This window comes from Paenibacillus sp. FSL R5-0473 (assembly GCF_038004565.1).
Taxonomy (GTDB): domain Bacteria; phylum Bacillota; class Bacilli; order Paenibacillales; family Paenibacillaceae; genus Paenibacillus; species Paenibacillus amylolyticus.
The window spans coordinates 6,308,023-6,331,087 of record NZ_JBBORL010000001.1 but is presented as its reverse complement, the minus strand read 5'-3'; the positions used below and the strand labels follow the sequence as shown (position 1 = coordinate 6,331,087).

The following is a 23,065-nucleotide window of genomic DNA, read 5'->3' as shown; positions in this document are numbered from 1 at the left end:
CCTGCCTGATCCCCTCTCAGCTCTCAAACCCGTCCGCTCCCGGCAACTCCAGCCGAATATGCTGAACGACAGGCCAACAACGGTGCCGCTGTCCATCTGCATGCTGAGCGAACACCTCCAGATGATGATCCGCAGCACTGACCAATCCACTCACCAGCCAGCTTGTTCCCGTCAGGGTATCCGAAGCCCCAGGGAACGACTCAATGTCACTCACCTTCCCGTTTTCCTTTTTCCCTTCCATCTCTTTCTCCTTCTCTCCCACTCGAACGCTCTCTCCCACCGATAACCCTGCTCCCGCCAATTGCTGTCGACACATCTGAATCAGGCTATGCAGCTCTTGCCATCTCCCGGACTGTACACATCCTTCCATCATCAGTCCAAGGGCCTGCCAGCCATCATACTCTGTTCCTGCGACCGTTCCGTCTATGCTGGAGTCCATGTCCTTCTTCTTTGTCGCTCTCAGACCAGCAATTCGTCCTGTCTTCACATCAGGTTCCTCATTCGTTCCTTCACCCACCTGCGAACTACGCTTCAACCACAAGGTTAATGGATCATCTCCGTTGGCTTTCTTCCCCTCGATCCACTCCAAACGTTCGAGCCATCGTGCAGACGAGATCGCGAGCAGCCCTTTTTTCCGCTGCACAGGTTCCAATTTCAGACGCGCCTTATTCCATCTTCCCTGTTGGATTTGGAGCATCGCCTCCGCCACAGATAAACGCTCCCTCATCTCTGCAGAGGGTTGTGAGGATATACCCGATAACAATTGCAGAGCCGCATCATAACAACGAGATTGCTCCAGAATACCCAATACTTTGTGTGTGGCCTCTTCCGAACTGAGTGCAAAGCGCTCCCTCACCAGCTCTGGAATCTGATGTTCCTGCCCGGAGACTCGCATAATTCGGAATATCCGATAGAGCGGCGGTAACAGACTCGATTTGGCACGTACCGCTTCCACGTAAGCATCTACCGCACCCTCCAGATCTGCCCTTCCTTCCAGTAATCGTCCTAACGTATACCACGTCTGATAGGTGCCTATTCCTTCTTCCGTATGGTATATGGGTGGAGGTGGTCCCATACGGACAGCTTCACGGAGCGAATATTCTGCCCGATCTGCATCACCCAATGCGTCTGCACATACCCCGCGATGGTGCATCAGATCCGTGTACTCTGGAAAGAGTTCAAGCGCAGCATCGATGCGATCTAATGCCTCCTGCCAGCGATTCAGATGCTGGAGACAACGAACTTCATATTTGAACAGCAAATGCGCGTAACTGGTCACCGCAGGATCAATCCCCATCCGAGCCACACCAAACGTCTCCAAGGCCCGCTCCGCTTCCCCCACACGCAGATACTCGACACCCAGATTATAGTGATGGAACGGTTGATTAGGTTCTTCCTGCACTGCCTGTTGCAGCAGGCGAACATTACGGTTCACCTTATCTTTGCGCTCCACAATCGCCGTCTGATACCCATAATGATGGATGACCATGTCCGTCACATGAAAAGCAGCCTCTGAATTCCTACGGCAAATCGCCGCCGCAATCTGCTCATGAATCCGACCTTCGAACCGATGCTCCAGGGCATTACGGAAGAGACGCAAAACCGGATTCACGGTGACCCCCTGCTGACCCGTACCTGTATAGTTATGAATGTTTAAAAACAATCCGTCACATCCGCTGACCGACGTCCAGCTCCTGATCTGCTCCCGCGCAACCCTATCGAGCGCCTCGTCCGCATCAAGAAAGAGAATCCAGTCGCCGGAAGCGTGCTCCAGGCCAGCATTCCGTGCTGCGGCAAAATCTTCGCACCACTCAAACCCCACAACCAACGCGCCATATTGCTGCGCAATCTCTGCGCTTCGGTCCGACGAACCGGTGTCCACCACAATAATTTCGTCCACCGCTCCCTGGACACTGGCAAGACAATGAGGCAGCAACTCTTCCTCATCCTTCACGATCATGCATAGGGAAATTCGTTCCGCTCGCAAGCTGATTCCTCCTTTCCTTTGCATGGAAAAGCGTACGCCACGGCATACCCTCGGTCGTTCGCAGCCTTTGTTCCAGTGCATTATGTTGTGCAGCGAGTACGCCTGAAGAAGGAGATCGAACCAATTCCTTCCGAATCGCCTCTATTGCCAATCGCAAGTAACATACAGCAGCTCCAGCTCGGGCCTGCCACATATCAGGCTCCCGCTCCAATGCCTGCTCGAACAGAGAGAGCGCTTGATCGTTGTGGCCTTTGGCATACAGCGTTTCACCTAGCCAGAACAAACCTTCAGCATCCAGCTCACTCTCGGTCATGCACTGAATCAGGATGTTCGCGGCTACCATGGTATACCCCTGACGATACAGCAGACTTGCAAACTTTCGCCTTCGAGTTAAAGTCGTTCCCCAATGATCACACATCATCATGGCCCGCAACTCATGCAGTTGCTCAGCAAGTGTAAGCTGTCCTGTCTTTACGGCTTGCTGCACAACCTTCTCTGCTACCATCTCTGCCTGCGGACCCCATTGCATAAGCTTTTGTTCTTGTGAAGCAGGTTTCATGCTTCGCGGCTCTTTGATCAACTGATCCAGCAGTCGATCCATGACCTTCCAAACGTTCTTTTCTTGTGGAAGCGTAGTTGCGAGGAATGCCTCGGATAATCGTAATCCGTTGGTCCAACAAGCCAGTGCCCAATCCATTCTGTGCTCAGCCGGCAGATTGACTTCATGCACACACCCCACGCTCCAGTGTTCTTCTGCCAGTTGCAGTGCTTCGGAAACCCTATTCATACATAACATCCAATGTATTCGATCCGCTACATGGATACGAGCAGTACGCGCATCTGTATCCAGCATTTTCATTGCCTGCTTATATGCCCCACATCCTGCCAGAACATAAATCACTTGCACCAGATGATCCTCATTTGTAACTTTATATGAATGGGGCATTTCACCACGAATCGAATCACCGTGGCCCGATTCCTCGATTCTTCGGCATCTGGCAAGCAATGCTTCTGCTATATTCTCATCCGTTTCACCGGATTGCTGCAGCACATCTGCCAACCCCGTCCATGCCGGAGCATATGTGAACATGCCGTCCAGAGCCAGCCCGTACAGATGTGCAGACTCATTCAGGAATCCCCGTTTCTGTGCAAGTCTTGCCATGGCGGTATAGGCTCTGTAACTGTTAGAACCCGCTTCCGTTATATATGACGCGCCTAACGTGCTACCGCTATCACTCTGTCCAACACGGTCTGTTCCCTCCCGGCAGTCCGTTGCTCGGGCATAGGATTGATATGCACGCTCCTCCAAACCTTGCTGCTCCAACGTCTCCCCATACAACAGGTGCAGATCAGCATAGGATGGATAACGCTGTCTTTCCACAGCCAGAATTGCATGCGCCTCGTCGTAATGTTCCGATCCCACAAGGGCCTTCGCATAATCCCTAACCAGTGTAGGTCGATATGGTGCAAGCAGCTCTGTCAAGCACAATGATTCACGGAACGCTTCAATTGCCTGTTCAATCTGACCAAGCTGGCAATACGTTACTCCCAGATTGTACAGGTGAAAAGGCTGTGCAGGCTCATCTGCGAGTTCCCGCTCAATCAGCTTTAAATTACGTCTTGGTTTGTGTTCCTTCGCAATCGTTGAGGCCAGATATCCATCATGTATCAGACATAATGGAGCAAGCGGTTCAGTCTCGATCAACATATGTTCCTCACCTGTGCAGGTCTCGCTCTTATCCATATCACCAGCCACTTCTTGGACAAGCTCGCTTGGGCCACTACGAACCAATTGCTCATGAATACGCCCCTTGTATCGATATCCTTGATGAGCACGGAATAGTCTCACCGGCTGGGAGATTACCCTCTCTTCCACCCCTTCACCGTATCGATTCTCTATGGTAATACGTAATCTTGAAATGCTTTTATGGACTTTAGGTAAATAATTCAGCAGTTCTTCCAATCCCTGCGTAACGTACTCATCGGCATCCAAACACAGGACCCATTCTGTGCTCGCCAGAGGCAAAGTGATATTTCGTGCATGGGCAAAGTCATCTTCCCAACAGGCGTGCAACACCGTTGCTCCGTACGTTCTGGCGATCTCGGGTGTACGGTCAGATGAGCCAGTATCGGTGATAAAACATTCCGTGCTGATATGCTTCAAGCTGTCGAGACAGCGGGGCAGGTGATGTTCTTCATTTTGCACAATCATATGGATTCCAAGTAAACGGTTCTTCAAATCAAACCACCTCCAATACAAAAAAAGTACATGAAGTCCACCAAAGGAACTCCATGTACCTATATGACAAATAAATGGGTTATGTGCCTTGTCCATTGAAGAACACATCAATCGTGCTTGGTGCGCCGATTAGGCTGGAGCGATAGGAAAGACGCGTGTATTTGAGAAAACGCTGCGGTACCAATACATCGACTGACCCGGACAAAATGCCCGTTACCGTCGTCACATCCGTGTACCAGTTCGTTCCGTTGGCGCTAATCTCAACAAGAGCATCTACCCGGTTTACACCCGGCCCCCGGTTATATACAAAGAAAGAATACGTGCCAAATACACTGGTCGTAACCGCCGGGAGCGCTGTGAAGGTGTTGGCGGTCGGGGTGCTTATGAGTTGGGACTCCTGGAAACTCTTCTGTGAAATGGACGTCACACTGCTAAGTGTTCCCGCGGTAATTGTAGCACCGAGCACACTGGTGATTGTACCATTTAGCAGGTTTGTCAACGTCCCCGCAGTTACCGTTGCGCCAAGTACGCTTGTAATGGTTCCGTTCAATAAGTTTGTCAGTGTTCCTGCGGTAATCGTTGCTCCCAATACACTCGTGATCGTACCATTCAGCAAGTTCGTCAACGTCCCCGCTGTTACCGTTGCACCGAGTACACTGGTAATGGTTCCGTTCAGCAGGTTCGTCATTGTTCCTGCTGTAATTGTCGCTCCGAGTATACCTGTGATGGTACCCGCTGTAATCGTTGCTCCAAGCACACTTGTGATCGTTCCGGCGGTAATCGTCGCTCCCAATACACTTGTGATCGTACCATTCAGTAAGTTCGTTAATGTTCCTGCGGTCACCGTGGCCCCGAGCACACTCGTGATCGTTCCCGCCGTAATCGTTGCTCCCAATACACTTGTGATCGTACCATTCAGTAAGTTTGTGAGTGTTCCTGCGGTCACCGTGGCTCCGAGCACACTCGTGATTGTACCGTTCAACAAGTTTGTCAGCGTTCCTGCTGTTACGGTTGCCCCGAGTACACTTGTAATCGTTCCCGCCGTGATCGTTGCTCCCAATACACTTGTGATCGTACCATTCAGCAAATTCGTCAATGTACCTGCTGTTACTGTGGCTCCAAGCACACTGTTGATCGTACCTGCTGTTATCGTCGCTCCAAGTACACTCGTGATCGTTCCGTTCAGAATGTTGGTAATGGTTCCGGCGTTAATTGTAACCGTGGTCAGACCTGAGATGTTACTGATCGTTCCGTCCAAAATAATGCCAACCACGTTCCCGCTCGTATCTGTTCTGACAGGCTGGGCTGTGCCTGTACTATCCTGGCCAAAAATCAACGTTCTCAGATTATCCGGATTCGTATTAAACGTTGTAAAGTTAGGCATGTGCCTCGTCCTCCTCCCTGGTCAAATCTGTGAGATCATACTCCCTTATGGCATACGCTGCGCCTGAAAGTAAACATCGAGCCGGGTCGGCTGATCCGGTTCAACGGATCGAATTGCAAGCCGGGTATAGTGCAAAAATCGCAATGGTACCAGCGCTTTGGTCTGGCCTCCCGCGACCACCTCCTGGCTGTCCACAGCATAATCCACGGCATTGGGGCTGATCTGGATCTGTACAAGAGCCGGATGTTTTCCCCGATTCACAACGCCATAGGTATACATGCTGAGTGATGAGGTGTCTTGTGCCGGGAGTGAATCCATGCTGCTACTGGTTTCGGCTCCGACATACGTATGCTCTGTAAAACAATGAATAGCACCAGGGAGTTTCGTACGTGAGGAAGCACCCTGCTTGAACCGGGGACGAGTAATCCGGGAACAAGGGGGTTTCAGCAATTTAGCGCGGCAGGAATGACGGGAGCGGCGGCGACTGACATATTTAGTTGGTTGCTTCGTTCTCTTCTTGCTTTGCTTCGCTGTTCGACTCATCTCGATTTCCCCTTAAAAAATGTGCTTACGCATCGTATGCCCGGATTGGATATACGGGCACGGCAACCGCCGTTATTTCCAGATATACGGCTCAGTCCCCAATCCATTTTGCTTCTTTCACATACACTGCAAGTACAATGAAATGCGAATCAATCGGAATGTTGCTCAAATGAACTGGTCTATGGGAGGTGGATGAGATGACCAACTATAATGTATTCAACCAATCTAATCGTCCCCTGTTTACTCAACTGACCAATACCTTCTCAGCCCCGGGCATTGAAGCGTCACCAGACAGCGGTGCAGCTGCTGCAGGCAGTTTTTTTGCCCTAACGACCAACAATACCTTAATTCCTTCCAACCAGAATCTTCTTCTACAGATCTTGAATGCGGCTGGCAGCGGCCGAACAATACGTATATCCAGCCTCACAGGAGGCACAACAGCGGCAGCTACTCTTGTTATCTATTCAGGAGGAACCGTGACTGTTGGTAGCACACCAGTGCCCGTCAATACGTTACTCGGAAATACCAACGCCAGTGTAGTTACCACAAGACAAAATACAGGTACTCTGGGGGGAACCTTCACGAGCATTGCAAGTATTCCGCTCACTGCAGGAATGTATTCACTGGGTCTGAATGGCTCCATTATTGTTCCACCGGGACAAACATTATCCATTAGCGTAGGCACGGGGAATCAGACCGCAGCCATTAATCTGTTCTGGTGGGAATTCTGAGTTTGATCCTGATAAAAGGAGGTGCACACTGTGCCAAATAATAATGTATTCAATCCGTTAAGCCAGCCCGTCTATACGTCCAACACCAACACGTATATTTCTCCCGGTATTGTTGCACCTCCGGAGAATAATGCTGGCAGTACAGGCAATCTGTACAATGCAGGTTCCACCAACTCCACAACACTGGGGTTGCTGGGAGGAACAGTTATCGCCACCGTACAATTGGCCAATCCCGCAGGGAGTGGGAAAAACCTATACGTATCGCGGCTCTCTGGTGGAATTACGGTATCACTCAATCTATTATCTTCCTTCAGCGGTTCCATGAGTCTGAGCGCTAATGGAACACTGACATCGCCCACCACACTCACATCGGTAAACAGCAATCTTTCCAGCAGCAATACCAGCGTAGCCACGGTACGATTCTCTGCTACTACACCTTCAGGAGCGACGCCATTGATGGCTATGCCCCTTCAAGCAGGGCCGTTTCTGTCCAATGAATTTGGCCGTTACGTGGTTCCTCCGGGTCAAGCTATTAACCTCTCTGTCAACGGATCACTTTCGGTTGGTGGGCTGATGGCCTCCACTGCTTATTTTGCTTGGTGGGAAGTGTGATTTGTTCAACGATGTATAACAAAGGCAACGTGCAAACAGCCGCCTTCGGATGAGTACCGAAAGCGGCTGTTCTTTATATTGTAGATGCAATGATGATAAAAAATGTTGTCCGATTCCCGCACCCACGAACAAGTGTTCCCTCGTCTTAACCCAGCACGACACGATCATCTGCCATTTTTTTGCCGCTAATCCGTTCGAATTCACCAAGCAACTCAGGGACAGTCAACGTACGCTTGCGCTCTTCGCTGACATCCAGAATTATTCGGCCTTTGTCCATCATGATCAGACGGTTACCCAGACGAATGGCCTGCTCCATATTGTGCGTCACCATCAATGTAGTCAGTCTCATCTCACGCACAAGTGTCTCCGTTAGTTCCGTGATCAGTTCGGCACGTGATGGGTCAAGGGCTGCCGTATGCTCATCCAATAGCAAAATTTGCGGCTGGGTAAACGTAGCCATTAACAGGCTAAGTGCCTGCCGCTCCCCACCAGACAAGAGACCCACTTTTGCATTCGGACGCTTCTCCAGTCCAATTCCCAGCTTCTCCAGTTGCGTGTTAAAAATCTCCCGTCTGGCACGGGTAACTCCGAAGCCTAGTCCGCGTCCTTTGCCACGTTTGTATGCCATCGCCATATTCTCTTCAATGGACATATGTGGTGCTGTTCCTGCCATCGGGTCCTGAAACACCCGGCCAATCCAGCTGCTGCGTTTATGCTCCGGCAGGTTTTTGATGGAGCGGTCATTGATCAGTACATCGCCCATATCCGGCTTCATCACACCCGAAATGATGTTCATCAGCGTAGATTTACCGGCCCCGTTACTACCAATCACCGTCACAAAGTCTCCCGGATTCATCGTCAGATTCACACCAACCAGCGCGGTCTTCTCATCCGTTGTACCTGGGTTGAACAGCTTGGTTACTTGCGTAATCTCCAGCATGATCACATACCTCCCTTCGCCTGATGACCCCCGGATCGCATCAACTCTTCCGTTCGTTTGCGAGCCAGACTACGCTGCTTCATGGAGCGCTGCATCGTTGGGAATACAAGAGCAATAATGACGATCACCGCGGTGATCAACTTCAGATCAGATGTATCAAACCATTCGACTTGAAGGGCAAGCGCGACCACAATCCGATAAATGATTGAACCAACGATCGCTGCAAGTGTAGCCCAGAATACCGTTCTTGCTCCAAGAATGGCCTCACCGATAATCACGGAAGCCAGTCCGATAACGATCATACCGATGCCCATCGTGATGTCTGCAAAACCTGATTGCTGTGCAATAAATGCACCGGACAGGGCAACCAATCCATTGGATAAGCTGACCCCTACAATCGTAGTCACATCCGTATTTGCACCAAAGCTGCGAATCATACGTTTGTTATCACCTGTCGCGCGGAGTGCCAGTCCAACATCTGTTTTCATGAACAGATCGAGCATAATTTTAAACACCAGCACGACGATGATAATTAACACCATGACATGCTCACCTGAGAATGGATTATCCATACCCATAATGGATTTATTCGGTGCGCCAAGAATACGCATATTAATGGAGTAGAGCGCGATCATCATCAAAATCCCGGATAATAATCCGTTGATTTTGCCTTTGGTATGAAGCAGACCTGTACAAGCCCCAGCCACCATGCCGCCAGCCATTGCCGCCAAACAGGCAAGCCAAGGAGAGAAGTCATTGGAGATCATAACCGCCGCGATTGCGCCTCCTGTTGTAAAACTTCCGTCTACGGTAAGGTCAGGAAAATCGAGTATGCGGAACGTAATATAAACACCAAGTGCCATCAGTGCGTATAGAAGCCCCAGCTCGATCGCCCCTTCAATTGAATTCCAGCTTATACTCACACTACTTCCTCCCTGTCTATCGAAAAGAATGAGGCGAACCCGTTGCATGTTCGCCTCGCATTCATACTGCCGGATTAGACTCCGGTCAGATTATTGAATCAATCTCATAACTCATTAAATTTATGAATTGATTCTATTGAATAATGTTGTTTTCCTGGTCTTTTACTTCCGCTTTCATCTCATCCGTAACCGTGATACCTTGGGCTTCAGCCGCTTTCAGGTTCAGGATCAGATCCAGTTTGTCCGGAACGGTGACTTTCATATCACCAGGTTTTGTACCATTTTTCAGAATATCTGCAGCCATCTCACCCACCTGATATCCGTGGTCATAATATTTGAAGCCAACCGTTGCAAAAGCTCCTTTTTCAACGGTATCCCGATCACTGGAGAAGAACGGAATTTTATTACTGTTTGCCGTTTGGATGATCGTATCAACCGCACTCACCACAGAATTATCCAGCGTAATGTAGAAGGCGTCTACTTTGCCAACCAGAGAATCCGTTGCCTGTTTTACTTCAGATGTATTCGTAACTGGTGCTTTCACCAGCTTGATATTATGTGTTGCCAGCGCCTTTTCAGCGTTATCTGCCATAACCACCGCATTTGGTTCACCTTCGTTAATGACCAAGCCCACCGTTTTCACATCCGGCAGATTTTTAGCGATAAAGTCAGCCAATTGTACGATAGCCTCCGGATTCGTGTCGGATGCACCTGTAACATTGCCGCCCGGCTTATCCATATCGGTCACCAGTTTGGCACCCAGTGGGTCTGTCACTGCTGCAAACAACAATGGCTTGTCCTTCACTTGTTGAGCCAGCGCCAGCGCAGATGGTGTTGCGATGCCAAGTACGAGATCGTTTTTGGAATCACCCGAAATTTTCTGTGCAATGGACAAGTTGTTCGTCGAATCACCTTGCGCGTTATTGTAATCAATTTTGAGGTTCTTGTTCTCTTCAATGCCTGCTTCCTTCAGGGCTGCGATGAAACCTTCGCGTGTTGCATCCAGGGATGGATGTTCAACAATCTGCGAGATGGCAATCTGATATGATTTTTCCTCGCTGCCTCCACCTGTTGTAGTCCCCGATCCTTCGGATTCCGAGCCTGTACCGCTGTTATTTCCGCAACCTGCTGCAACGATCATTGAAGCAACCATCATCAGTGACATCCAAAATTTCTTTTTCATGTGTGAGAACCCCTCTCCATCTTATAAAATGTGGTTACCCTTATCGAGATTCCATTGACACGATAGGGCGGGACAAAACAAACGCTTCAACGCATTGTTGCTTTGATCGACAAAAGCAGACAAATATAGACTTTTCTCATGCGACTGAAGTCCATGACCCGTGTTGGTGTTTTATTGTTCCCCTAATATTAAGGGGCGTCCCGATATCCGTCAATGGTTGAACCGCTTCCAATTTAGTTTCATCGTATGGTTGTGATAGAAAACATTACATAAAGAAAAAAAGCAACCCGCAAGTTATGCGAGTTGCCTAGTCAAGAAGCTGTAATGTGCTTAGCGCATCACGTTGACCAGCTGCACCAAGCCAACGTGTTAGCGCCAAACAATAAAATTGCCCTTTCTCCAATGCTAACGAACCCGAGACATCTTATTGGGGGAATAATCACGATATGCAAATCCTAACGAACCTCACACTCGTTATTCATTCTAATATTAGAATTCGATACCGAGAATCGGCCAAATTAAGCAAAATAGCGCCTTTACGATTCGTTAAATTTTGAAAAGATCTTTGGAAAGGAAAATAGCGTCTATAGGGTTCGTTAGAGAAATTTCTTTCATACAGTTTCACGTAACGCAGGATATAAAAAAAGAGATGGCCTCGACGAAACTCGATACCATCTCTTCTTCTTTACACTTTGAATATCTTTTATTATCTTTTTTTCAAACTCTCACCCAGTTAATTCCCCGACGCTTCGCGAATCTCATACTTGCACCTTTTGCCGCCATCGGCGTAACATTCGGTACGCTCCACCTCAGCTTGAAGTAGCGAGCGGAACAGTTCCAGTTCACAGCGGCAAGCCTGCTTGTAGACACTCGCGACTTGCACAATCGGGCAGTTCATTTCCGTAATGACGTAGGTTCCATCTGCATCTCTAGACGCATCCGCCATATATCCGTTGGCATTCTGGATTCGAGCGAGTTCCTCCACCCGTCCAGCCAGATCCTGGCCCTCCATCTGTGGCAATCCGCTGCGAAGCAACTTGTCCCGGCGACTCTCGAACAATGCATCTACCACACCGCTCCCGGCTGAGTCAGACAATTCTTCAAGCAGTTCCAGCGTAAGGGAGGAATATGATTTTGGAAAAAAGCTGTCCCCACGTACCGTCAATTGGTACACCGAGGACGGACGTCCGGCCGTAGCCCGGGCCTCCCGAACCTCAATCCAGCCGTCCTGCTCCAGTGCCGTCAGATGACGGCGAATGGCCATGCCGGTCAGACCCAGATCAGCTGTCATTTCCCTCGCGGTCAATGTACCTTGCTGCTTCAGCATGAACAAAATCCGTTCACGCGTCGTTCGTTCCTCTTCGCGCTTCACGATCAGCACCTGCTCTCCTGCTTATGCGTGTACCGGTGCTGCCTCCCGGCAGGCATCCGAGCAAAAGCGGTTATGCGTCTCTTCGCAATCCTCACAGCTTACATGCTGTAGGTTGCAGGTTGGACAATTAATATATCGGTCATGTGTCGTTCCACAGTGATAACAGCTGGCAATGACAACATCCTCTTCTGTCCGGTTAATCGGTACAGAGATCCGCTCGTCAAACACGTAACACTTACCATCGAACAGATGGCCTTGTACTTCCGGATCTTTACCGTACGTGACAATACCACCGTCCAATTGAGCCACGTCCTGGAATCCTTCATTGATCATGAACCCAGTCAGCTTCTCGCAGCGAATGCCGCCAGTGCAATAGGTAATAATCGTTTTGTCTTTCATGTCACCCAGGTTCTCCCGAATCCACTCCGGAAACTCACGGAACGACTCCACATCTGGACGGATGGCCCCGCGGAAATGACCAATTTCGTATTCATAATCATTGCGACCATCGATAACGATAACGTCATCACGTTGCAGATGTTCATGGAACTCTTTCGGCGAAAGGCGTTTGCCGCTAGTCACATTTGGGTCAAGTTCATCTTCCACACGGAAGGTTACCAGCTCTGCTTTGTGACGAACAAAGATTTTTTTGAACGCATGCTCCTCGACATCATCAATCTTGAACACCATGTCGCTGAATAGCGGATTAGCCAGCATGTCTTTCATGTACTGTTCCGTCTGTTCTGGCGTTCCGGATACCGTACCGTTAATGCCTTCGGATGCGATCAGAATACGGCCTTTCACACCAAGGTCCTTACAGTATTGCAGATGCTCTTGTGTAAACGTCTCGGGGTCTTCAATCTTCACGAACTTATAATATAAAAGCACGCGGTACGCGCTGTTACACATGTATATCACCTGTTCCTATTCCATGTTGTTATTAGCCGGATCATCCGGCAAGACGACTACTTTGCACCCTTACTGTTAAAAAGAAAATAAACAGCCGCCCGAAACATCGTCTCGAACTGCTGCCTGACATTCGACTTTTATTCCTGCATTCTAGTTTATCGGAAGCGGAACAGCTTAGTCAATATAAATGTATAGAAAGGCATGAAAGATATGGAACATATCTTTCTGCACCATTCACCCTATTCCGAGATCGTAATGACCGAGGTTACAAAGTGATACGATTCAATCTCCAATACCGCCTGCGATAACAGGATTTTATTTCCTTTCGGGCTCCAGGCGAGTGGGTCAGAAGCGTTGTCCATATCGGCCGAGATCTGGAACTGTTCTGCCGACTCCGTGTTGGAGACAAATAGCCCTTTCTCATTATCATTCTCAGAATTGATGGTGTATGCAATCTTGGAATCATCACCCGACCAGCTTGTGCCGAAAACCTGTGTACCTCTGGCGAGAGTGGCCTTCTCATTGCCTTCCAGATCGGTGAGCACCAGCGCCCGTTTGGTATCCGCTGTTCTTTTCACAATCGCAAGCCTTGTTCCATCATTAGAAGGGATGACCCACTCCACACTTTTCAGCACCTGTTTCACGTCACCCGTCTTCGCATCGTATGCATTCAACTGGCCATCTTCGCCCGTAATATAATAGAGCATATTGCCTGACACCTTGATACTCCGCACATTGAAATTACCTGTCTCCACCAGCACTTTCGTTGTACCGTCCACACTTGCCGAGATCAGATCACCCTTCATATTGGGGAAAACGACATGTTCATTATCCAGCCATGCGCCTTCTTGGATGAATCCATCCTCCTTGCCAGCAGGGGTTGTCTCCCCGTTATGCAGGTTCAGGAAGTAGCCTTTGCCCGTATTTTCCTCCGGCTCGCGGTAGAACAGGTACTGACCATCCGGTGATACCAGCGGTGCACCCAGACTGGCTTCACTTTCTTTGAGCGGCGTGTCTGTGCCTTTCGTCAGATCATACATATATAAATTATGCGGGTATCTTTCCTGGCCTTCAACCGTGACGGGTTTCAAGGACTTGTTCTCTTTGTCGGATACAATCCAGTCGTCACTTAGCCATGCGATCCCGCGCATATTCGGCAATTTATCAATTTTCTCCAGCTTGAAGCTCTGGTACACGGACGTGTTGGTATTATCTTTTACCGTAATATCCGTGCCCGTTTTCCCGCCTTGTGCGTTGCCCCCCGGCTCCGTTGTTCCCCCGCATGCCGCTGTCGTTAACAGGGCAATGGCTCCGAACGTGCCCATAGCTGCTTGTTTCCAATTCATGATGGTCCCCCCTGGTTTCTCTTGCTATAGACCAAGCATATACATCGCATACTTCCAAAGTTATTCAGACTTGTTTCGAACTTGTAAACTTGAATCAGCCAAAGGGAACATGAGCTGGAACGTCACACCTTCCCCATCTTCTGGATCGCCCGACAGCAGGGTGATTGTACCGCCCTGTTTTTCAACAAACTGCTTCACGAGAGATAGCCCCAGTCCGGTTCCGCCGGTTTTTCTGGCTCTGTCTTTGTTCACGGTGTAAAAGGGTTCAAAAATTTTCTCCCGCGCCTCTGCCGGAATCGGCGTACCCGAGTTGTAGATGCGAATGACTGCTTGACGCTCCTGCATCCGTAATTCATTCTTCACCCGGATCACACCATCCGGAACGTTATATTTGATGGCATTATCCAGCATGTTGATGAAAATATGCATAAGACTCTCCCGATCGCTGCGGATCACCGCCGGTTCAAGATCCAGTTCCATGTTCAGCGCAAACTTCTCCGCTTTCCCACGCATCCGGCCACAGGCATCCTCCAGCAGAGCGCTGACCTCTACATCTTCGGCCTGGTTCTCGAAGTCATACTTCTCCAGAGCAGATAAATGTAGTACTTTCTCGACCATCTCGTACAGCCGCTCCGTTTCTTTGCCAATGTTACTCGTGGCATCATCAAGCAGTTGCGGATCATCCTTATACATGTCGAGCAGCTCCACATAAGCTTTGATCGATGTCAGTGGTGTCTTGAATTCATGGCTAATGTTACCGATATATTGTTTCTGCTGCTGTTCCAGCGCCTGAAGTTTCTCAATCGCCAGTTGCAGCTTCTGCTGCTCCGCATGCATGGCTGTGATATTTTGCTGAATGGATGTACTCATATAATAAATGCCCTGCCCCAGCTCCCCCAACTCATCCTTGCGCTTTAAAGGAGACTCCGTAATGTAATTCCCTTCGCGAATGGAATCTGCGGACTTTTTCAGCCGAGTAATCGCAACGGCAAACCGATTGTAGAACAGATAACCTAATATGAAGCTCAGCGCAACAACGGTAATTCCTGCCCATATGAACAATTGAAGGATGCGAGTATAGAATTCATGGTAGCTTTGGACCGGATATTGCATCCATACGGCACCCATCTGTCCGTCCGGACCGTCCAGTGGTGCGGCATAGAGCAAGGTATCCCCTTGTTCATGATAGGCAATTTTATTTTGCAGTGCATAGTTGAGCGTATCCTGAACAATCGCACTCTCCCCAGAGCTGATCGATGAGCCGACTTGCTGGCCTTTCATATCATAAAGCGCTATCGGCAATCCGGTAGAGTTGGCCAGTTCCTGTGCAAGCCTGCGGCCGTTTTGTTGTAAAAAAACGTCCTGTTCAAGATGAACGGACTCCGTATAGTAGGCTTGTCGCACATTCAGATTCACCAGTCGTGTCTGCTGTGATAAGATACCTTCAATCTGTGACTGCTGATTGCGTTCAATACCGCGCAGGACCAGTGAACTAAGCACAACCACCGTCAGGATAAGCAATGCTGCCAGAAAAACACTGAACTTCAGCTTGATGCTGACTCTCATATGGCCCCGCCTGTTTCAGGTGCAGATGCTTTGTAGCCAATCCCGTATACAGTCTGTAATTTTTGCTGATCCGTATCTCCAATTTTTTTACGCAAACGCTGGATGTGAATGTCTACGGTTCGTGTACCACCCGCATACTCCATGCCCCACACTCGATCCAGCAGATCGTCTCGTGTGTACACACGCTCGGGATTGGACATAAGAATGGTCAGCAGGTCGAACTCTTTTGGTGTCAGATCCAGCTTCTCCTCATTCACGGTCACCGTGCGGTGAGCAACATGAATACGCAGTGTGCCATTCACGATGGCCTGATTCTTCGAATCGTCAGGTGGTGGACTGCTTTTCTCGACACGGCGCATGAGCGCTTTCACCCTTGCGAGCAGTTCACGGATCTCGAATGGTTTGGTCATGTAATCATCCGCGCCCATCTCCAGACCAACGATTTTGTCCACGATATCATTTTTGACTGTTAGCAAAATAATGCCGATATCATCCCGGTCCTCCAGCCTGCGGCATACGCCGTATCCATCAAGCCTTGGCATCATCACGTCCAGAATCATGACCTGTGGGTGAAACGATGCGACCTTGACCAAGGCCTCTTCGCCGTCACTCGCAGTATCTACTTCATATCCTTCCCGCCGCAGCGCGTAAGCAATGGCACTGACGATGCTTGATTCGTCATCTACCACGAGCACTTTTTTATTCATGGGATTCATCCTTTGCTGTAATGTCATCAAACGCTTTCTGCATCTATGTTAACAAGGAGTCACGGATTCGCCAACACTATCAATCGTTACTGCTAAAAAACTCACTATTGACTAGATTTCCAGAATTAAATTATGTAAAATATTTGATTATAAGAATATATATTTATTATAATTCCAATATTGTATTAAATGTATAATAAGTGCACATATCCCCTATTTAGTTTTATGATAATCATCCTTAATTTGATATAAATTCAATATTTGGAATTATATTCTTTACTTTATTATTTCCTCATGTTACATTGTTTTATGTTAATACTTTTTTATGGAATATATAGAAAGATGACGATCTTTTTATATTTTTTCATACATCACCTAGGATATTACATAATTCGAATTTTCAAAAAAATTAGAGGAGTGTAACGAAAATGGAAAAAGGAATCTTTGATCTTGATGTACAAATTAAAAAATCAGAAGGTACAGTTCAGCCACAAGCTTTAAGTATTTGGAACTGTACTGGTGGTTGCGGAGAGCAAACAAGAACTGCCAATACTTGCGCTCCTACTGCAGGAGTAAAATGTTTCTCTAATATTGGAGCACTTTGTTAATTTTTTCACAATCATATTTTTTCGTTCAACTACTTGAAGAGACTGAATAAGTCTCTTCTTGTTATTTTGAACAACATTTTTTTTACTAGAGCGTGTCTTCAAGTTTAAGCAAGCTGCACCATAATGGACACCAAAGCTAAAAAGAGACTTGAATGTACACGTTAATTTATCATAACGATTCTCCAAACGAAGATAACTCTTTACTTTAATAAAGAAGCATTCCACCCAATGACTCTTTGTAGATATCACAATCATATTTTAGGATCAATTGGCGATTTTTTATTTTGGGAATGACTGGTATGGCTGCGAGACGTCCTCCTTGTGGTTTTCGTTCAGGTGGACAAATCTTGAATTAGACACAATTTTCTCTAGTGAATTTCGTATCTTGTACGCATTTAACATAATTATCTCATGTATTACCATTTAATCCATTTGAAGAAACGCTCTAGAAGGAGGGTCATAATGCCTGATATTGTTATGGAAGTCAACAATCTAACTAAAGTGATAGGCAAACGTGAAATCATTCAAGATACTTCGTTCAACTTGGAAAAAGGAAAAATTTATGGTTTTATTGGCCCGAATGGTGCAGGCAAAACTACGATGATGCGCATGATGACAGGATTGATGCATCCAAGTAATGGCCATGTAAAGATAGATTCATACGAAATAAACAAAAACCGAAAAAATGCATTGGCACAGGTGGGAGCAATTATAGAATCGCCCATTTTTTTCGAGTATATGACAGGTAGGCAAGTATTGCGCAATTTGGCACGACTTCATCCTGATCTGCCTAAATCTGATAGGGAAAATCATATTCAAGAGTTGCTTGAAAGGGTTGGGTTGGGAGATAGAGCGAATGATCGAGTTAAGGGGTACTCGCTTGGAATGAAGCAACGTTTGGGAATTGCTCAGGCACTGCTAGGAAACCCGAAACTTCTACTTCTAGATGAACCCTCTAACGGTCTTGATCCCATGGGGATGAGAGCATTAAGAGATATCATCCTTAGTTTGAGAAACGAATTTAACTACGCTTTTTTTATCTCAAGCCATTTACTGGATGAGCTCCAGCAGATGTGTGATGAATTAATAATCATAAAAAGTGGAAAAGTTATTTGGAAAGGTCCTACTGCCGAGTTGATCCGTGATGGCGAAAGGTTAGAAGATGCTTTCGTGGAGTTAATGAGAGCATGATTACGTTATTCAATAGTGAGTGGGAACGACTTTGGTCCAAACGTTGGACATGGCTATTGGTTTTGGCTATCCCTGGTCTTGCTTATATGACAGCTAGTTTTTTTGAAACGCTTCAAGTTGATCATGATACTCTATCTCAGCTATTTGTTCTTACAGGTTTACGAAATAACTTGTATTTTCCCGTTGATATCATTATGGCTGTATTTGCAGCTTCTATATTCACCGAGGAATATAGAGGCGGTCAGTTGAGGTATGTTTTTCTTCGTCAATTTACCCGCAGGCAAATCTTTTTCAGCAAACTATTATTGATTTGTGTTTGTATTGTTCTGATGCTCATCTTGTTTGCAGTTTGTCTGATAGTTACTGGTTATTTTTTTCAGTTCAATGAAAATGGTTTGCTGAATTATTCTCTTGAGGCTCTTAGCTACACTTTTGTATATTACGGGTTTGCATTTGTTTCACTCTTGGGGATATCCAGTTTGTTTATTTGTATTTCGATGTACAGCAAAAATGTCACATATGCTATCGGAGGCTGTATGCTTTACATTTTAGCATCATTGTTACTGGACGGTGCAGTTATTCAACTTGCGGCATTATTCAGTGACATTCCTCTATTAGAACTCTGCATTACCTATTCCTTGATACCTTTTCTGCAACATACTGGTTTGAACGAAGTTATAGACGGAAATATGAGTGTAATTGTGGCTATATTATCCGTTGTCGTTGTACATCTTATTGTTTTCCTGTGGGGAGCCTACCATCGCTTTGTGAGAAGTGACTACTTATATTAGGGGGTAAACATGTTAGGCATATGGATTAGTGAATTGGAACGAGACTGGAAAAAAAAGTCTAAAATTGTACTATTCTCCTCTTTTTTAATTGTAATTATTTTCAATATTTGGGGTTTAAGCTCATCACAAAAGGGAGTATTTCGTTTTGGAGAAGGCAGTATTATGCTAAACAATCTTAACGCTCCCTGGTTTATGATGGATGGAATGTCATTATTAATGATGGCCGCAATGCTGCCTATTTTTTATATTGATCAGTTAAGTGGCGAATTGAATTCTGGCGCATACAGATTGTATGCACTTCGTCCATACCGACGGTTCGAACTTTGGCTGGGAAAACTATTGGCGCTGGCTGCAACGACTGTTGTTGGGATCGGAATTGTTTACATTATTTCTATGATTGGATCAAAAGCCTTTTTTTCCAGCAGCGATACAGCAGCACTTTACGGTTTTAAGAATGAAGTAGGAAGGTTACCAGCAGAATGGTATACGATCAAATTTTATGGTATTTTTCTACTTACCTGTCTTGCTAAGTTACTATTCTGTAGTGCTATCTGTGTGTTTATCTCAAGACCAATCATAGCCTTTCTCGTGATTTTTGGATTATCTATTGTACTTTATCATTATATAGCAACAGAATTGGTTTTTTTATTTGACCCTTTTCGTCCAATTTTGCTTTCTCTTCAATCAGGAGGTTCAATCAGTTTTTGGCTATATTTAACTGGATCCAGCATTCTTTTTGGGACAATCAGTTTTTGGGGTTGGCAAAGGAAAGTAATATGAGAAGGTTCTCATGTCTGGTATCTAGTGGGAGGAGAATATGATGAAACGTTATTCGTATAAAACTCTGGATTTTTTCATGTTGAGAACTCCAGTTTTACCCTTAAATGAATTTTTTTCTTGTTTCCCCGAGCAACATTCTCTTATTGAGAATGTTGCTAGTTATTCTTTGGAAAATTTGATAAAACTATCTCGTAAACCTGAGATCAGGGAAGCGATCCTTGTTGCAAGCCCTAGCCTATACAGATCACTTTCTAAAATTGATGAATTCAACAATAAGCCTAATGTGACTGAAGCGCAAGTTGTATCAAGCGTAATGAAGTATGTAATCCGGATGATGAGTAGACCTACCCCTTTTGGATTATTCTCAGGCATTACTGTTGGAAGGTTCTCAGCCGAATCTCAACTTGATATTAAGGAGATATCTCATTATCGTAAACGAGCACGACCTGATATGGGATGGATTCTCAAACTAATAGAACAACTCGAAAACGATCCACAGATATTGGAACAACTAACTATTTACCCAAATGCATTAATATATAAACAAGGTAATAGGGCTAAGCTACCCTTCTTAACGAGATATGGGAAAATGAAGAGTGGAGCAAATGATAGCATTTCTGTTAAGGCGACCATTGTATTTGACTGGATTATGAATTATTTGTCTACACCCCAAAAGTTTTCCAAGGTATTAAACCAAATGGAGCTGGAGTTTCCGGGAACAGACCGCGAAATTATCAATAATTACCTGCAACAACTCATAAAAGAAGAGTTCCTCCTTACTGAACTGCGACCATCCACTGTAGATAAAGATCCATTCCACCATGTTTTCAGCCTTGTGGATGGGCTGCAGGGAGTAAATGATATCGGAAAAAAATTGTATGAGATTCACGAAACAATAATGTTTTATAACGAGACTGCTGTTGGAAAAGGGGTAGAGACTTTCGAACAACTTAGTAGACTGACGAATGATCTAATTCCGATGGAGACACCCACTATGCAAGTTGATTTGTCACTTGCAGATCAGTCTATCAGACTCAATGAGCATATTCGCAAGGACGTGGAAGAGGCAGCATACATACTTAATATGCTTTCACACTATTCAGAAGAGCACCTGAAAAAGTATGTAGAAGATTTTTTAGAAAAGTATGGCGATCATAAAGAAGTCCCCGTTTTAGAATTGATTGATGATGAGCTTGGATTGGGTGCTCCAGCGACGTACCGTTATCCTGAAAATCGTAAGAACTCATATGCGTTAAAGCGCAGGGATTCTCAGGGTAAAATGAAACAGGAACAATTATTTATGGAACTGTTGGTATCTGCAATACATAAAGGCCAACATACAGTGGAGTTGGATGAAAACGTTATACAACAACTGGAAGAATTCAATGATGCCCAATTGCCACCGTTACCATCTATGGAATTGTATTTTTCCCTTCACACGATGGATCAAAACAGTCTTGATCGTGGGGAGTACAAACTGGTGTTGGCGCCCAATCCTGGTTCAAACGGAGCGGGGAAAACTTTTGGTCGTTTTTTAGATATCCTTGAACCCAATCTCCAAAAAGATTTAACACTGATTTCAAAAAAGGAAAAGGACTTGTACCCTGATGTAATGTGGGCGGAAACATCTTTTCTTCCCACTTCGGGTAAATCTGCGAATGTAATGCTTACGAAGAACTACCGTGACCATGAACTTTCGCTTAGTCATGGTTCGATAACTCCAAACGAACAAATCATAGCTATGTCTGATCTTGTCGTAGGTGCGAGAGAAGGAAGGTTATATATTAGGTCCGTATCCCAAAACAAAGAAGTAATTCCAATCGCAGGTCATATGTTCAATTATCATCATGCGCCGAACATCTATAGATTCCTGATGGAGGTTGGCTTGATGAGATTTGATCAATGGTCCGCCCCAGACTTTGGGTATTTGATGCATGCTCCATTTATGCCACGAATTCAATACAAAAAAATTGTGTTGTCTCCCGCAAAATGGAGTCTTCGTTACCCAATTAGTAATCTAAAAGAAAGTATTAATGCAGATAAATTAAAAAATTGGGTTTTAATATTCTTGAGTGAATGGAATGTTCCAAGATATGTTTATTTAATTGATTCAGATTATCGCATTTTGCTGGATTTGGACCATCCGCTACATCTAAATGAATTATTAAAAAATTTAAAAACAACACGACATATCAATTTAATCGAACACGTCGGTGGATTTGAAAATTCGCCTATCAATCGTAGTGATGGTTGTTTAGCTGCTGAATTTGTGTTTCCACTCATTATAGATGATGCTATGCCGAAAGGCAGTTCATTCCTTTTCCCTTTCAAAACGCTATCGGACAGAGGGGGTTTAGAGAAAGATATCTATCTTCCTGGCAATGAGTGGTTTTATGCTAAATTATATGGATTGGATAGCAGACAAAATGAATTCCTTGCTCTTTATTGGGAGGAATGTGTGAACGAAGCTAAAGATACTGGTTTAATAGAACAAGCTTATTTTATACGCTACGCCGATCCTGATCCGCATGTTAGGGTAAGGTTCAAGTTTAAATCCAATGATAAATCTCAGCTATTCGCTCAATTATTTCAAAAATGGAGTGACGAGTGGTTTAAGGATGGTTATATAACAAAATTCACCTTAGAAACTTATGAACCTGAAATAGAAAGATATGGCGGAATTGAGTTAATGAAGTTAGCAGAATCTCTGTTCTCCGAAGATAGTTATGTGGTGGCTGGATTAATTCGTCTAAACCGTTTCGAGAGACGTGAGCTTGAGATTGAACAAATAGGTGTACTTAGTGTAATTCATCTTCTTACTCATTTAGGGTACAACAAAAGTGAATGTTTCGAAACTTTAAATGAAAAGTTTGATGTTAAAGATTACCTTCAAGATTTTCGTAAGATACGCATCACATATATGGATATGCTTAATACTTTTTTTTGTTTGAATGCTTCCCAAACCTCTGCTTCAGGAAACTTTTCACAAGAATTATTGCCAGTTTTCGAAGCAAGAGCAAACAGCTGTTTAACATACTATCAAAAGCTGGAGCAACATCGTTCAGAAGTTTCATTGACAAATAGCAAAGATGACATCGTGTTTAGCATTATTCACATGCACTTGAATCGACTAGTTGGAACTGATCGAAAGCTGGAACAGAAAATAATGATATTGACACGCCATGCGATGAACAGCTTGATACAATACCATAAAAGAAAAAGAACAGAAAATTTGAGCAGGATATGATTTTTT

At 45.8% G+C, this 23,065-nt stretch carries 19 protein-coding genes; 7 read left to right on the top strand and 12 right to left on the bottom strand.

The genetic code is table 11. From position 1 onward, the window contains the following. Positions 1 to 16: 16 nt before the first annotated feature. The 4 genes from MKY28_RS27830 to MKY28_RS27815 form a co-directional block, all read right to left on the bottom strand. Complete coding sequence (locus tag MKY28_RS27830) at positions 17 to 1,987, bottom strand: tetratricopeptide repeat-containing glycosyltransferase family 2 protein (protein WP_340937572.1); 1,971 nt, start codon at positions 1,985 to 1,987, stop codon at positions 17 to 19. Beyond that, a complete protein-coding gene (locus MKY28_RS27825; protein ID WP_340937570.1) occupies positions 1,944 to 4,226 on the bottom strand; it encodes a glycosyltransferase in 2,283 nt (760 codons plus the stop codon). The genes MKY28_RS27830 and MKY28_RS27825 overlap by 44 nt, the downstream gene beginning before the upstream one ends. A 79-nt stretch (positions 4,227 to 4,305) precedes the next feature. After that, positions 4,306 to 5,610, bottom strand: a complete 1,305-nt coding sequence (locus tag MKY28_RS27820; RefSeq protein WP_340937569.1) for a DUF6385 domain-containing protein — start codon at positions 5,608 to 5,610, stop codon at positions 4,306 to 4,308. 45 nt (positions 5,611 to 5,655) lie between these two features. Beyond that, on the bottom strand, positions 5,656 to 6,153 hold the full coding sequence (locus MKY28_RS27815) for a DUF6385 domain-containing protein (protein ID WP_091012617.1): 498 nt from the start codon (positions 6,151 to 6,153) through the stop codon (positions 5,656 to 5,658). A gap of 197 nt (positions 6,154 to 6,350) precedes the next feature. On the opposite strand from MKY28_RS27815, the gene MKY28_RS27810 reads away from it, so the two are divergent. Together MKY28_RS27810 and MKY28_RS27805 are read left to right on the top strand one after the other, a co-directional pair. Continuing rightward, a complete protein-coding gene (locus MKY28_RS27810) occupies positions 6,351 to 6,884 on the top strand; it encodes a hypothetical protein (protein ID WP_047840839.1) in 534 nt (177 codons plus the stop codon). Positions 6,885 to 6,914: 30 nt separating this feature from the next. Further along, on the top strand, positions 6,915 to 7,496 hold the full coding sequence (locus MKY28_RS27805) for a hypothetical protein (RefSeq protein WP_340937568.1): 582 nt from the start codon (positions 6,915 to 6,917) through the stop codon (positions 7,494 to 7,496). Between the two features lie 145 nt (positions 7,497 to 7,641). Here MKY28_RS27805 and MKY28_RS27800 read toward each other — a convergent pair whose 3' ends face one another. From MKY28_RS27800 to MKY28_RS27765, 8 genes are all read right to left on the bottom strand, one after another. Next, positions 7,642 to 8,436 carry an ABC transporter ATP-binding protein gene (locus tag MKY28_RS27800; protein ID WP_036606660.1) on the bottom strand — a complete coding sequence of 265 codons (795 nt, stop codon included), beginning with the start codon at positions 8,434 to 8,436 and terminating at the stop codon, positions 7,642 to 7,644. Between the two features lie 2 nt (positions 8,437 to 8,438). Beyond that, positions 8,439 to 9,299, bottom strand: a complete 861-nt coding sequence (locus tag MKY28_RS27795; protein WP_051154091.1) for an ABC transporter permease — start codon at positions 9,297 to 9,299, stop codon at positions 8,439 to 8,441. A 193-nt stretch (positions 9,300 to 9,492) separates the two neighbouring features. Then, entirely contained in the window at positions 9,493 to 10,542 is a 1,050-nt protein-coding gene (locus tag MKY28_RS27790; protein ID WP_047840843.1) for an ABC transporter substrate-binding protein, read from the bottom strand. 733 nt (positions 10,543 to 11,275) lie between these two features. Continuing rightward, positions 11,276 to 11,914, bottom strand: coding sequence for a helix-turn-helix transcriptional regulator (locus MKY28_RS27785; RefSeq protein WP_036671680.1), 639 nt, complete (start codon positions 11,912 to 11,914; stop codon positions 11,276 to 11,278). Between the two features lie 21 nt (positions 11,915 to 11,935). After that, positions 11,936 to 12,823, bottom strand: coding sequence for an oxygen-dependent tRNA uridine(34) hydroxylase TrhO (gene trhO, locus MKY28_RS27780; RefSeq protein WP_338707282.1), 888 nt, complete (start codon positions 12,821 to 12,823; stop codon positions 11,936 to 11,938). A gap of 239 nt (positions 12,824 to 13,062) precedes the next feature. After that, a complete protein-coding gene (locus MKY28_RS27775; protein WP_340937566.1) occupies positions 13,063 to 14,169 on the bottom strand; it encodes a TolB family protein in 1,107 nt (368 codons plus the stop codon). Between the two features lie 60 nt (positions 14,170 to 14,229). Further along, the gene (locus MKY28_RS27770) at positions 14,230 to 15,735 is read right to left on the bottom strand and encodes a sensor histidine kinase (protein WP_340937565.1); all 1,506 of its coding nucleotides are present in this window, start codon (positions 15,733 to 15,735) and stop codon (positions 14,230 to 14,232) included. Further along, complete coding sequence (locus MKY28_RS27765) at positions 15,732 to 16,442, bottom strand: response regulator transcription factor (protein WP_340937564.1); 711 nt, start codon at positions 16,440 to 16,442, stop codon at positions 15,732 to 15,734. The genes MKY28_RS27770 and MKY28_RS27765 overlap by 4 nt, the downstream gene beginning before the upstream one ends. Before the next feature lie 428 nt (positions 16,443 to 16,870). Here MKY28_RS27765 and MKY28_RS27760 point away from each other — a divergent pair, with 428 nt between their 5' ends. The 5 genes from MKY28_RS27760 to MKY28_RS27740 all read left to right on the top strand — a co-directional run bounded on the left by MKY28_RS27760 (position 16,871) and on the right by MKY28_RS27740 (position 23,059). Further along, entirely contained in the window at positions 16,871 to 17,050 is a 180-nt protein-coding gene (locus tag MKY28_RS27760) for an FDLD family class I lanthipeptide (RefSeq protein ID WP_064641713.1), read from the top strand. Positions 17,051 to 17,512: 462 nt separating this feature from the next. Continuing rightward, positions 17,513 to 18,241, top strand: a complete 729-nt coding sequence (locus MKY28_RS27755) for an ABC transporter ATP-binding protein (protein ID WP_076251826.1) — start codon at positions 17,513 to 17,515, stop codon at positions 18,239 to 18,241. After that, positions 18,238 to 19,032: an ABC transporter permease gene (locus tag MKY28_RS27750; RefSeq protein WP_076251829.1), complete on the top strand. Its 795-nt coding sequence runs from the start codon at positions 18,238 to 18,240 to the stop codon at positions 19,030 to 19,032. The genes MKY28_RS27755 and MKY28_RS27750 overlap by 4 nt, the downstream gene beginning before the upstream one ends. Positions 19,033 to 19,041: 9 nt before the next feature. Next, positions 19,042 to 19,812, top strand: coding sequence for an ABC transporter permease (locus MKY28_RS27745; RefSeq protein WP_076251831.1), 771 nt, complete (start codon positions 19,042 to 19,044; stop codon positions 19,810 to 19,812). 40 nt (positions 19,813 to 19,852) lie between these two features. Next, a complete protein-coding gene (locus tag MKY28_RS27740; RefSeq protein WP_076251833.1) occupies positions 19,853 to 23,059 on the top strand; it encodes a lantibiotic dehydratase in 3,207 nt (1,068 codons plus the stop codon). The last annotated feature ends 6 nt before the right edge of the window (positions 23,060 to 23,065 follow it).

Coding starts and splice junctions, on each gene's coding strand:
- MKY28_RS27820 (WP_340937569.1), bottom strand. CDS start 5,610: ATGCCTAACTTTACAACGTTTAATACGAATCCGGATAATCTGAGAACG.
- MKY28_RS27815 (WP_091012617.1), bottom strand. CDS start 6,153: ATGAGTCGAACAGCGAAGCAAAGCAAGAAGAGAACGAAGCAACCAACT.
- MKY28_RS27810 (WP_047840839.1), top strand. CDS start 6,351: ATGACCAACTATAATGTATTCAACCAATCTAATCGTCCCCTGTTTACT.
- MKY28_RS27800 (WP_036606660.1), bottom strand. CDS start 8,436: ATGCTGGAGATTACGCAAGTAACCAAGCTGTTCAACCCAGGTACAACG.
- MKY28_RS27795 (WP_051154091.1), bottom strand. CDS start 9,299: ATGGCACTTGGTGTTTATATTACGTTCCGCATACTCGATTTTCCTGAC.
- MKY28_RS27790 (WP_047840843.1), bottom strand. CDS start 10,542: ATGAAAAAGAAATTTTGGATGTCACTGATGATGGTTGCTTCAATGATC.
- trhO (WP_338707282.1), bottom strand. CDS start 12,823: ATGTGTAACAGCGCGTACCGCGTGCTTTTATATTATAAGTTCGTGAAG.
- MKY28_RS27775 (WP_340937566.1), bottom strand. CDS start 14,169: ATGAATTGGAAACAAGCAGCTATGGGCACGTTCGGAGCCATTGCCCTG.
- MKY28_RS27770 (WP_340937565.1), bottom strand. CDS start 15,735: ATGAGAGTCAGCATCAAGCTGAAGTTCAGTGTTTTTCTGGCAGCATTG.
- MKY28_RS27765 (WP_340937564.1), bottom strand. CDS start 16,442: ATGAATAAAAAAGTGCTCGTGGTAGATGACGAATCAAGCATCGTCAGT.
- MKY28_RS27760 (WP_064641713.1), top strand. CDS start 16,871: ATGGAAAAAGGAATCTTTGATCTTGATGTACAAATTAAAAAATCAGAA.
- MKY28_RS27755 (WP_076251826.1), top strand. CDS start 17,513: ATGCCTGATATTGTTATGGAAGTCAACAATCTAACTAAAGTGATAGGC.
- MKY28_RS27750 (WP_076251829.1), top strand. CDS start 18,238: ATGATTACGTTATTCAATAGTGAGTGGGAACGACTTTGGTCCAAACGT.
- MKY28_RS27745 (WP_076251831.1), top strand. CDS start 19,042: ATGTTAGGCATATGGATTAGTGAATTGGAACGAGACTGGAAAAAAAAG.
- MKY28_RS27740 (WP_076251833.1), top strand. CDS start 19,853: ATGAAACGTTATTCGTATAAAACTCTGGATTTTTTCATGTTGAGAACT.